This window comes from Photobacterium sp. GB-210, from assembly GCF_003026075.1.
Taxonomy (GTDB): Bacteria; Pseudomonadota; Gammaproteobacteria; order Enterobacterales; family Vibrionaceae; genus Photobacterium.
The window spans coordinates 50851-62757 of sequence record NZ_PYNU01000005.1 but is presented as its reverse complement, the minus strand read 5'-3'; the positions used below and the strand labels follow the sequence as shown (position 1 = coordinate 62757).

Below are 11907 nucleotides of genomic sequence, written 5' to 3'. Positions count from 1 at the left end.
AGAAATGCGAGAAAATATACTTATTAGATATAATCTAAGTATGGATTTCCCGTGCTCAAATCAATTGCTTGCTCAAATTCAGATAAATGTAGACTATCTTGTGTCATGGTGATTGAATTCTCATCCATCACCGCTTCCCCAAAGTGGTAACGAATGGTTTCTTGCCCATAGCAAGCGGCTTTATCATTACTACAAGATACATCGGAAATAGCTTGGTTAGACTGATAATAGCGAGCCATCACATTCTGGCCATGTTTTGCCGTTAACATGGTCAGTGTTTGCTTAGGTGATAAAACAAGACCTGAAGCATTATTACCACCAAACCCTTTAGCATTTAATATTACCGCTTTGTAATCTTGCCCCATCTCTCCAGCAAATTGATGATCCATTAATATATTCAAGTTTGAGTGATGAACATCATCTGCAATATGGTCAATGGTTTTAATTCCCGGGATCCAGCCGTGTTGCCATACACCAAGTGATGCGACTAACTGATCCCCAGCCGCCGCGCTCATTGAATGCCCAACATAAGATTTGATTGCGGTTACTGGCCAATTATCAATATTAAACGTTTTAGCCACTTCATTGAGAATATGACTTTCTGTTACACGGTTTTGAGGCGTCCCTGTACCATGCGCTTGAACAAATGTTTGCTTAACGCCTTCTTCGCCTAAAATCGCTTTGGCTAGTGCTGCAGCTTTTGCAACCGTGACATAGTTACCTACACCGGGTGCCGAAATCGACTTTTTATTAGCATCAGCATTGACGAAGACATCAGCCACTGACCCGTAAATGTTTGCACCAAGTTTTAATGCTAATTCATCATCCATTAACACAACAAATTGTGCTGATTCAGCCATCGTGAAGCCAGCATTGGCAGAAAATGGACGACATGCACGGCGGTTATCTACCTCATCACTGCTATCAAGCGCTTTTAATTGGGCATCTTCTGCCAGTGCGCCCATAACACGGAACCCTTCCATAATTTCAGGTATCACCGGTGCTTCAGCATTACCGACAATCACTACTTTTGATTTACCATGCTGAATGTCATACATACCTTGGCGTAGGTTATACAAAAACGTCGCGCAAGCCCCCATGTTTGTACCAGTTGTCCCAATACTATTAATCACGTAACCATTGATAAAATCAGCTGGCATTTCAGCCAATGACAACGCCATCATTTTAGAGCTAACACGCCCACCTGTGAGAGAAGCTGCAAGCATACCACCCAATGAATTCTCATCAATTTGCGCTAAACCACTACCCGCATAAACTGACACTTCATCGGGTTTAATATGTTTAAGAATCTCATCCCACTCAACGCCTAATGAATTTAATGCATCAGATGCTCCATAGATGGTTAAGCTAAGTCCACGAGGATGAAAACGTGAGTTGTATAATGAAGCTGGATTGAAACCCGCGGGAATATTTCCGCCACTGGTAACAGGGAAAGCAACACGATCTTCAATCAATGCATCAAGGTTACCATTAACCGTGATATGTACTTTGCTCCCATCCTCTACGACTTCCCAATTATCAGGGATTTTGGTCGGCAACTTCGACTTACGTAAAGTAAAACAGATCTTATCGTTGTCTGTATTTAAATTAGCTTTGTATTGATACAGTAAATTATCAGGATCAAAAGAATCGATACGACGAACAAATGTACCTGCCTTAATCGCATCAATAACTTCAGCAGTCACTTTATTATCAGTTTCCAATCCCATTCGAGAAGCAAGATCTTGCCATGTTGATTCCATCACATCAGCTGAAAGAACATCAGCAACCATCAATTTATAGCTATGAAAGCCTGAACTACGACCAGCAGCATTGATGCCACCTAAACCTACAATTAACGGTAACTTTGCCATTTAAAATCCCTGACTTTTATTTAAACACTGTTTTAAAACAGGATAACAGTATTAGATTGTTTATCACCTAATATATGTGCCAAAATTACTGCCATATGTGCCGCGCATTAAAATAATAAGCAACATAACTAATATACTGATCACACAAGGGAAAGTATGAAAATTGGATTTGTGCTCTATCACCGTGCTTTGATCACAGGAATATCACTAAGCGCTGAAATGCTCACCAGTGCTGCTAGCCTTCGTGACCGAAAAAGCCAAAAAGAGAGCCCATTTGAAATAAAAGTGATAGCGCCTAGCCTAATACCACCCAAATTAACTGCAGGTATTCGTATTCAACCCGATTGTACCTTTGCAAATGACGAGTCATTTGATGTCATTATATTGCCGCCTATGTGGGGGAACCCATTAGCTTCACTCTCCAAACATCCTGAAATTCCATACTGGCTTATTAAGCAATACCAGAATGGAGCCAAAATTATTGCGACAGGAACTGGCGCTATCTGGCTTGCTGAAACGGGTTTATTAGACCACCAAGCAGCCACAACTCACTGGTATTTTCACGATAAATTCTCTCAATTATATCCAAAGGTAAAACTCAATAGGCAGGCATCAATCACCTCGGCCAATGGACTTTATTGCACCGAAAGTATTAACTCACAAACAGAAATGGTGCTGTACTTTATAACAAATAATTTTGGTCAGAAAATTGCTAAAACGATAGAGACACATTACGGGCATGAGATCAGTAAATCTGATCATCAACCGTTTTATGAAATTGGAGGGCAGGTACAATTTGATGAATCAATTGCTTTAGCGCAAGACTGGATCAGACTCAATATGAGCAAGTCGATCACCGCAAAAAATATGGCAGAACATTGCCAATTACCTTTACGCACTTTTAATCGTAAATTCAAAGATCAGGTAGGACTTGCTCCTCACCAATATCTTCAAAAGATCCGAATGGTTACCGCGAAAGAACTTCTGCGCGATTTTGGAATGACAATCAATGATGTTTCAGAACAAGTGGGTTATAAAGATTCCTATCATTTCTCAACCATCTTTAAAAAAGAATTCGATGTTACTCCGAATCAATACCGAAAAATGGTAAGAGCTAAAGCTTATAACGCTTAGGTAATTTTAAAACTAAAGACTGAAAGTTCTTAATATATATAAATGTATACCACATCAAGATAACATTAACTGCAGGCAATATATCTCATCCAAACATACATTGATAAACACAAAAAAGCCGAGTTAAATAACTCGGCTTTTATTTAGCAATCTAATTTAATGAATAAATTATGCTTCTGTGCGAGGCTTGCGATCTGTGCGAGGTGCACCATCACGGTTACCACGGTAACCACCACGTGTGTCATTACCACGATTACGGTCAAAGCGACGCTCACCACCACGTTCACCACCACGATTACCGTCACGGTTACCACGGTAGCCACCACGGTTGCCGTCACGATTACCATCACGGTTGCCGCTACGAGGACGGTGTTCACGAAGAACTTCGCCTTCAACAACTACAGCTTTAACATCATTTTGACGAATGCGTAGTTTCTTAAGCTGAGAAGCTACTTCTGCTGTCATCTTCTTAGGAAGCTGAACAAAAGTATGCGTTGGAGCAAGTTTGATTGCACCAATGAACTCTTTGCTTAGGCCTAGTTCGTTTGCGATTGCGCCAACGATGTCTTTAACTTGAACACCTTGCTCACGACCAACTTGTAACTGGTAAGTATCCCAATCAGCATTGTTGTATGAACGACGTTCACCGCGCTCACGACGGTCGCCACGCTCGCCACGCTCACCGCGGTCACGATCGTTACCACGACGCTCACGGCGTTGTGATTCACGCTCGATAGCAGCGATCATTGGGTCTGGACCTTTATAGAATAAAGGACGGTTACCTTGCTGACGCTGAAGAAGCATTGCTGCTAGTGTTGCTGCATCAACATCGATTGATTCTTGTAGTTTTTCTACAAGTTCAACAAACGCTTCTACACTTGTTTGTTCTTTTTGTGCTGCTAGTTCTTCGCCTAAACGGTTTAAACGAGATGCAGCAACTAAATCACGTAGAGGAAGTTGAATCTCTTCCATGCGAGACTTAGTAACACGCTCGATAGTACGAAGCATACGAATTTGGTTTGTGCGAACGAGTAGAATCGCTTTACCAGTACGTCCTGCACGACCTGTACGACCGATACGGTGAATATAAGATTCAACATCGAACGGGATATCGTAGTTAAATACGTGAGTAATACGTGGAACATCAAGACCACGTGCTACAACGTCAGTTGCAACTAGAATATCGATAACACCACGTTTGATGTGATCAACAGTACGCTCACGTAGCGACTGTGGAATATCACCGTGAAGTGCCGCAGCTTTAAAGCCACGAGAAGATAACCAATCAGCTAGACGTTCAGTATCTTGACGAGTACGAACGAATACGATTGATGCATCAGTATCTTCAGTTTCAAGTAGACGACTCATTGCTTCGTCTTTCTCTACGCCTTTAACAACCCAAAACTGCTGCTCTACTTTCGCAACAGTACGGTTTTCACCAGCAACGTCAATGCGTGCAGGGTTACGTAGGAAACGATCAACGATTTCTTTAACGATTGGAGGCATAGTTGCAGAGAAAAGCACACGCTGTGCTGTTTCTGGTGCTTGTTCCATGATCCAAGTTACATCGTCAACGAAGCCCATCTTCAACATTTCATCAGCTTCATCAAGAACAAAAGTATGTACTTCGTCTAGTTGAAGTTGCTTACGTGAGATAAGGTCTTTAACACGACCAGGTGTACCAACAATAATGTGAGCACCATTTTTAAGTGCACGCATTTGATCAACGATTGAAGCACCGCCGTAAATTTCAAGAACCTTTAGGCCTTTGATATTTTGACCAAGTACTTTAATTTCTGCAGCAACCTGAATTGCAAGCTCACGCGTTGGAGCCATAACAATTGCTTGTGGTTTGTGCTGAGATAAGTCAACTTTGTTTAGTACAGGCAGTGAGAATGCTGCTGTTTTACCAGTACCTGTCTGCGCTTTACCAAGGGCATCAGTACCAGTTAGTAGTAGAGGTATAGACGCTGCCTGAATCGGCGTTGGCGCTACAAAGCCCATGTTGTCTAGTGCAGATAGAAGTGTGTCGGCCAAGTCTAGTTGGCGAAATTCTGTTACAGTTTCTTGCATTGGGATCCCAATATATGAACGACTTAAAAACGGGGCCCCTTTGCTACATACGGGTTCTGCAACAGCAACCTCAAGCACGGGCCTCGACTAATAGGGGGCGTATTGTGAGGCAATACTTGATAAAAAGCCAGAAAAAATTGAGGAATGTCACAGAATAAGTCTCAAGTTACTATTTCTTGAACAATTAGCACATCAGATAAACATAAATATTCATAAGCCAGTTATTATTTAATCTATCTTACTGTTAATACATTAAATATACTGAGCAAAGTAACCTTAGTGGTTAATCACCTCTCACTTTATAGCCAACACATTCTTATCTTATAAATAGAGTTTCAAATTGCTTTCTTTTATCTTTCTTATTTGAAAGATGATGAATTAACACTCATCAATACGCACTAACTTCATTCTAAAAACAAAAGACATAATACATTGATAAATAATGTTATATCCGCATTGCTTCTTCAATTAATTCAAGACTTATGTATCAATCATTAGTTCAAACATTATAAAGGTCGTATTAGCCCCCCTTTATAATCTCAGTGCTTTATTTTTAATACCTTTACATTTCCAATATTAACCTTTCCCTGAAATTTTTTCGTTGTTATGCAAAATATGCATCGCTTTTATTAAACCCAACTAATGAAAAGCACATTTAATGAAAATATCCTGCTCAAATATTGGTTTTATCAACCCAAAAAAGTATAGTGTCAACGTCAATAATCTGAGACCAGGTATAATGTTTCAAGATAATCCGCTGTTAGCACAGCTTAAAAAGCAAATTCAAGAAACACTTCCTAAAAAGGAAGGTTATATCAAAGCAACTGACCGTGGCTTTGGCTTTCTAGAAACCGATAACAAAGAAAGCTTTTTTATTCCGCCTCTGTATATGAAAAACGTTATGCACGGTGATCGTGTTATGGCTGTTATTCGAACAGAAAAGGAACGTGAAGTAGCTGAACCACAAGAGTTAATTGAACAATCAATGACACGCTTTATTGGTCGAGTGAAGCTAATTCGTGATCGCTTGCACGTTGTGCCTGATCATCCTCAGCTTAAAGATGCCATTAAAGCCAAAGCAGTTAAAGGTTTGAACCCTGAAACGCTTAAAGAAGGCGATTGGGTTGTAGCGACGCTAACCCGCCACCCTCTTACAGACAAAAACAAAACATTCTTCTGTGATATTAAAGAGAAAATCACAGACAGTAATGACAAAATTGCACCATGGTGGGTTACATTAGCACGCCATGAACTACCCAATGCAGAACCAGCACCACAAGAAAGCTGGACTATGCTAGATGAAGCACTTGAACGCCAAGATCTCACTGATTTACCTTTCATTACTATTGATGGTGAATCAACTAAAGATATGGATGATGCCATCTACACAGTTGCAAATGCTGATGGTAGCTTTGATATTACTATTGCGATCGCAGATCCAACCTCTTACATCGCTGTTGGCGATAAGATGGATGATGAAGCACGTGAGCGTGGTTTTACCATCTATTTACCGGGTCGCAATATTCCAATGCTTCCTCGTGAATTAAGTGATGAGCTTTGTTCATTAATTGAAAACGAGCAGCGACCTACTCTCTGTTGTCGAGTAACTGTCGATAAAGATGGTGTTATCCAAGATAATATTACTTTCTTCGCAGCATGGATAAAATCGCAAGGCCGTCTATCTTACGATAACGTTTCTGATTACCTAGAAAATGGTAATTGTGAAAATTGGACACCAAACGCTGAGATCGAACAACAAGTTCGTGCATTACAAGCATTTGCTGACGCACGTACTAAATGGCGTAAAGAGAACGCTGTTGTATTCCCAGACCGTCCAGATTACCGCTTTGAATTAAGTGAAGATAACGATGTTATTGCTATTCATACCGATGCGCGTCGTACAGCAAATCGTATGATTGAAGAGGCAATGATCACAGCTAATATTTGTGCTGGTCGTGCGCTACAAGAAAAATTCGGCACTGGTGTATTTAACGTTCATAGCGGTTTTAACCCTGAAAAGTTAGATGCAGCAATGGAGTTTTTAACCAATGCTGAAGCACCTTTTGAAAAAGAGCAATTACTTGAATTAAATGGGTTTAGCGCTTTACGTCGTTGGTTAAATACACTTGATAGCACTTATTTAGATAATCGCTTACGTAAATTCCAAGCATACAGTGAAGTGGCAAATACGCCAGCTCCTCACTACGCAATGGGCTTAGATGTCTACGCAACTTGGACATCACCTATCCGTAAGTATGGCGATATGATTAACCACCGCCTATTAAAAGCGCTAATCACAGGTAATGAGCCAAGCCAAACCCCTGATGATAATGTTGGTGATGAAATTGCCTTACATCGTCGTCGCCACCGCATGGCAGAGCGTGATGTTTCAGATTGGCTATATGTTCGTCTGCTAAAAGACGCCGTTAAAAATGCTACCGTCTTTAATGCTGAAGTATTCGATATTAATCGTGCTGGAATGCGTGTACGCCTATTAGAAAATGGCGCTGCCGCATTTATTCCTAGTTCATTAATTCTAGATAATAAAGAACGTATTAGCTGTAGCGGTGAACTTGGTATTATTACCATTGATGGCGTGAAAGAATATCAATTGGGCGATAGCTTTGAAGTTACACTTGCTGAGATACGTAGCGCAACTCGTCAACTTATTGCTAAACCAGTAAAACAATTCCCTGCGCCCGAAAAGCCAGAGAATACTGAGTCAGCAATCGCTGAAGAGAATAAAGAAGAAGTTAAAGCGTAAATCTTCTTTTATCACTTTAAAAGGTCAGCCTTTGCTGGCCTTTTTTATAACTAAAATTATTGGAAAGTCAGTCTATGAAGTCAACAATCGCCGAAAATGTTCAAGCGCTTAATGATATTGAGCAAAGTGTTCAGCAATGGCTCAATGATGTTGTGATTGGTTTAAACCTTTGCCCTTTTGCTGCTAAACCTCAACGTAACAAACAAATTAAAGTTCATGTAAGCAATGATAAGACTGAAAACGATCTGCTTGAGTCCATTTATTTACAACTTAAAGAACTCGATGAAACACCACCACAAGAGTTAGAAACGACACTTGTTGTCGCACCTTATTTACTTGAAGATTTTGAGGACTACAATCAATTCCTTGATTTAGTCGAAGGGCTTATCGTTCAACTAGGTAAAAGTGGCATATATCAAATCGCTAGTTTTCATCCAGATTACTGCTTTTATGGTACAGAACCTGAAGATGCTGAAAACCTAACAAACCGTTCGCCCTATCCTATTTTTCATTTGATCCGTGAAGAAAGTATGGAGAAGGTACTCAAGCACTACCCTGATCCTGAGGCGATCCCTGAACGAAATATTGACTGTGTTGAAAATTTAACGCCAGAGCAAATTAAACAACTTTTTCCCTACCTAAAAAAGTAAATAGATAATTTAAGTTATTGATGTGTTAGCCGATATAGCTAAAATAGTCGCTATGGCTAACATATTCATGGAAGATGATAAATACGAATAATTATTAGGCTCGTATTCGCTCATAAACAAACGTATTTATTTAAGGTTGAGATTAATGCTCCTTTTTTCACACTTTCGTTCAGCAGGCATGCGGTTAATAATCCCGTTAACGATAGCAATCTTAATGTTAATAGCATTACCTTTTTCCGCAGTATCTTTGGCTAACTATCAAGATCTTCTTGTCAATATTCCCTACATTCTATTTACGATAGTTATTTTTCTGAGCCAACCATTTAATCAAGGCAGAACCGGTTATGTTGCACTAATTATGTTAGTTGCATATCTAATCATCATTCATTACCTGCAAACGCCTTTAACAAACGATAACGTTAAACTCATTTTTAGCTTACTTGCAGGTTTACTCCCCTTTAATCTTCTGCAAGTACATATCATGCCTGATAAGCGCTTATTTTCTCGATTTGGCGCACTATTTTCTGTATTTTTACTCTTACAAGTAGGATGGGCTGCTTTAGTATATAAACACTTTAACGCTACAGATCTTACATCTTGGTGGGATACATACCTTTTTACTTATCGAAACTTGTCGCTATTACCATTGGTTATATTGTTATTAAATCTCGCCTTGGTATGTAGTAGCGCATCAACACTTTTGAAACGAAACCATAGTTCAGATCAAGCCGTCTTCATCTGTTTGCTGTTTAGTTTTGTTACGTTTACCTTTTTCCAATACTCTTTCATCTCTAGTGTTGCCTTCAGTATTGTCGCGATATTACTACTTATTAACATCATCAGTTGTAGCCATGAATTAGCCTTCATTGACCAGCTGACTGAAATCCCGGGGCGTCGTGCGTTAGATAATGAACTTAAGCATTTAGGAAGAACCTATACCTTAGCGATGATCGATGTTGACCATTTTAAGAAATTTAATGACAAATATGGCCATGATACTGGTGACGACGTACTCAAGTTAGTTGCTACTCTTATGAAAGACATTGATGGTGGTGGCAATGCCTACCGTTATGGTGGGGAAGAGTTCACGATTTTATTCAAAGGAAAAAGTATCGATGAATGTTTGCCATTTCTTGAAGAATTAAGAGAAAAAATTGAAAAATATAAAATGATTATTCGTGATCATGACAAGCGTCCTACTAGCAATCGGTCAGGATCTAAAGCTCGTGGACAAGAGAAAACATCAAAATCAGTCAAAGTAACAGTCAGTATTGGCGTTGCAGAAAACTATTTAGAACAAGAACCAGAAGATGTTTTAAAACAAGCTGATAACGCATTATATAAAGCGAAAGAGGCTGGAAGGAATCGTGTGCAATGTACACAGTAGCCAAAATAATATCATCATGCTAGTAATATAAAAACAAGCCCGATATGCATCGGGCTTAATATATTATAAACTTGCACTCATATAGCTAAAGAACAACCAACCAGTATTGATAATCAGCGGCCAAACTTTATTCAATACTATTTTTGGAGAACATCCACAGACTCTTTTTTATTCATAGCCTCAGATTATTCACAATCTGCTTGTTTTTATCTTTATAAAACTATCAACAAATCAAACATATCACACAAATTTTACAATCGACCACTTTATTTAACTAAACAGAATAATAGCTCGTTTATTGATATAAAATGACTGTTTTTATGAACATTATACCTCTTTGATTCATTTTATTACTGCAAAAAACCGGGTTGTTAAGCCATTGTTATATATTTTTAGTATAAAATTATAAGGTCAATCACAATTGGCAATTATTCAGCGCGGCATATGATAATGATATAGATGGAGGACTGAACATGAATAACCAAGATAGAATTGAAGATATCGAACAAAAAATATCTATTGCCTATCAAGAAGGTCATTTTGATCAGGCCAGAGCCCTAGAGAAGCAATTAAAGAAAATGCGGGGACACCATAATTTATATGATCAAAATGACCCTTACTCGCTAGAGGGACGTTTTTATTATGATGATCACGACTAAAGAAGTCGTCATTTAATATCAGGCGATGATCAATCATCGCCGTTTTTATTATAATGCCTAATCCAGCTGCGCTTGCATGATATTACCGGTATAGAGATCCATTTCTATCTCAACACGATGGCCGTCTTTATTTAATGCATCGACTTCTATCTCATTATATTCTCGAACTACCTTAATTTTTCGAAAATCATAATAGCCATCTTTTTCAAGAATTTGCATTGCCTTAGGGATACTAATTACGTCTAAAGCCTTTTCTATCGGATCGGCATGAGCTGCTGATATAAAAAACAACCCCATAGTACTGACTGATAGTACAAATAGCTTAAATTTCATCTTTTTCATCCATCTGAGCTGCAGTATTTATCAATAGCTTTAAACAACACAAGCTATGATTAACCAAAATAAAATTAGGTATCACTACCACCACGGTTCCCATGCTATTTTCCTACATCTATAATTTTTATCTCTTCCTTGGCCTGTTTTAATTTCAGTGTAACGAATTAATCAACAATAAGACTCTCGATTTAGAGAATTATGTAATGGAGTAAGGCAATGTCAATGTCCTTTATCTTAATCAACAAAAGCTAGACTTACTTCTATTTGTACATATGTTGCATTCTTACATCACTTCTATCTTATTCTTTATTAAAAATATTTTTATGTATATTGCAATGTAAAAAAACACCCATCAATTTCGCATACAATTGTTAGCATTAGGAAAGATTTGCTAGTACAGACTTGCTCCTTACTCATTCAAAGGGTATAAAATAAAGTATATTTTATCGTTTAAAGAGCGTTATCAATGAAAAAGTTTGTTTTAGCGGCAGCGATTGCATCATCAATATTACTAACCGGATGCAGTGAAAAAGTTGACGAATCAACAATCAGTAATGTTGTACAATCAAGCCAATACGAGCAACCAAATCTTGGTATAACAGCTGACACGACTCCGTTTGAAGTTAAAAACCTAAAGATTGATAAAGTATTACTTGATACAAAAACTGATTACAAAGCAAAAGTAACTTACGACCTTGTTGCAACAAAGAGTCTTGAGCAATTTAAAGAATCAATGCGTAAAGTTGCAGAGCAACCAGCAAAAGAAAATAATGCCACAGATCAAACCAAAAACGATTTAGGTTCGGCATTAACTAGCCTTAAGAAAAATCTATCTTCAGAAGTGATGGTTGTTGCTTACGGCGCGAAATACGGCGATTTCAAAGCTGGCCAAGTTGTTGATACGATCTCCGAACAAGTTTCGTTGAAAAAAGTCAATGACCAGTGGGTTAAAGACTAGTTTAATCAATAAACAAAAACGCCTATTACCAGTGAACCACTTTTAATAGGCGTTTTTTGCATGTTTATAATC

The 11907-nt window shown here is 38.6% G+C and carries 9 protein-coding genes; 6 read left to right on the top strand and 3 right to left on the bottom strand.

What is annotated here, in order from left to right:
- Positions 1–23: 23 nt before the first annotated feature.
- On the bottom strand, positions 24–1874 hold the full coding sequence (locus tag C9J38_RS09450; protein ID WP_107206855.1) for a beta-ketoacyl synthase: 1851 nt from the start codon (positions 1872–1874) through the stop codon (positions 24–26).
- Positions 1875–2030: 156 nt separating this feature from the next.
- On the opposite strand from C9J38_RS09450, the gene C9J38_RS09445 reads away from it, so the two are divergent.
- Positions 2031–3008, top strand: a complete 978-nt coding sequence (locus C9J38_RS09445; RefSeq protein WP_107206854.1) for a GlxA family transcriptional regulator — start codon at positions 2031–2033, stop codon at positions 3006–3008.
- Between the two features lie 168 nt (positions 3009–3176).
- On the opposite strand, the gene C9J38_RS09440 is transcribed toward C9J38_RS09445, so the two are convergent.
- The gene (locus C9J38_RS09440; protein ID WP_107206853.1) at positions 3177–5081 is read right to left on the bottom strand and encodes a DEAD/DEAH box helicase; all 1905 of its coding nucleotides are present in this window, start codon (positions 5079–5081) and stop codon (positions 3177–3179) included.
- Positions 5082–5820: 739 nt separating this feature from the next.
- On the opposite strand from C9J38_RS09440, the gene C9J38_RS09435 reads away from it, so the two are divergent.
- From C9J38_RS09435 to C9J38_RS09420, 4 genes are all read left to right on the top strand, one after another.
- Entirely contained in the window at positions 5821–7845 is a 2025-nt protein-coding gene (locus C9J38_RS09435) for an exoribonuclease II (protein ID WP_107206852.1), read from the top strand.
- A gap of 74 nt (positions 7846–7919) precedes the next feature.
- A complete protein-coding gene (locus C9J38_RS09430) occupies positions 7920–8495 on the top strand; it encodes a DUF1415 domain-containing protein (RefSeq protein WP_107206851.1) in 576 nt (191 codons plus the stop codon).
- A gap of 145 nt (positions 8496–8640) precedes the next feature.
- Positions 8641–9882, top strand: coding sequence for a GGDEF domain-containing protein (locus C9J38_RS09425; RefSeq protein WP_107206850.1), 1242 nt, complete (start codon positions 8641–8643; stop codon positions 9880–9882).
- A gap of 473 nt (positions 9883–10355) precedes the next feature.
- Positions 10356–10541, top strand: coding sequence for a hypothetical protein (locus tag C9J38_RS09420; protein WP_045147560.1), 186 nt, complete (start codon positions 10356–10358; stop codon positions 10539–10541).
- Positions 10542–10598: 57 nt separating this feature from the next.
- Here the strand turns inward: C9J38_RS09420 and C9J38_RS09415 are convergent, their stop codons facing one another.
- Positions 10599–10874, bottom strand: a complete 276-nt coding sequence (locus C9J38_RS09415; RefSeq protein WP_107206849.1) for a PepSY domain-containing protein — start codon at positions 10872–10874, stop codon at positions 10599–10601.
- A 469-nt stretch (positions 10875–11343) separates the two neighbouring features.
- Between C9J38_RS09415 and C9J38_RS09410 the strand changes: the two genes are divergently transcribed.
- The gene (locus C9J38_RS09410; RefSeq protein WP_107206848.1) at positions 11344–11835 is read left to right on the top strand and encodes a hypothetical protein; all 492 of its coding nucleotides are present in this window, start codon (positions 11344–11346) and stop codon (positions 11833–11835) included.
- Positions 11836–11907 lie beyond the last annotated feature (72 nt).

What these genes read in the sequence shown, in the direction of transcription:
- C9J38_RS09450 (WP_107206855.1), bottom strand. Translation starts at nt 1,874, where the DNA reads ATGGCAAAGTTACCGTTAATTGTAGGTTTAGGTGGCATCAATGCTGCT.
- C9J38_RS09445 (WP_107206854.1), top strand. Translation starts at nt 2,031, where the DNA reads ATGAAAATTGGATTTGTGCTCTATCACCGTGCTTTGATCACAGGAATA.
- C9J38_RS09440 (WP_107206853.1), bottom strand. Translation starts at nt 5,081, where the DNA reads ATGCAAGAAACTGTAACAGAATTTCGCCAACTAGACTTGGCCGACACA.
- C9J38_RS09435 (WP_107206852.1), top strand. Translation starts at nt 5,821, where the DNA reads ATGTTTCAAGATAATCCGCTGTTAGCACAGCTTAAAAAGCAAATTCAA.
- C9J38_RS09430 (WP_107206851.1), top strand. Translation starts at nt 7,920, where the DNA reads ATGAAGTCAACAATCGCCGAAAATGTTCAAGCGCTTAATGATATTGAG.
- C9J38_RS09425 (WP_107206850.1), top strand. Translation starts at nt 8,641, where the DNA reads ATGCTCCTTTTTTCACACTTTCGTTCAGCAGGCATGCGGTTAATAATC.
- C9J38_RS09420 (WP_045147560.1), top strand. Translation starts at nt 10,356, where the DNA reads ATGAATAACCAAGATAGAATTGAAGATATCGAACAAAAAATATCTATT.
- C9J38_RS09415 (WP_107206849.1), bottom strand. Translation starts at nt 10,874, where the DNA reads ATGAAATTTAAGCTATTTGTACTATCAGTCAGTACTATGGGGTTGTTT.
- C9J38_RS09410 (WP_107206848.1), top strand. Translation starts at nt 11,344, where the DNA reads ATGAAAAAGTTTGTTTTAGCGGCAGCGATTGCATCATCAATATTACTA.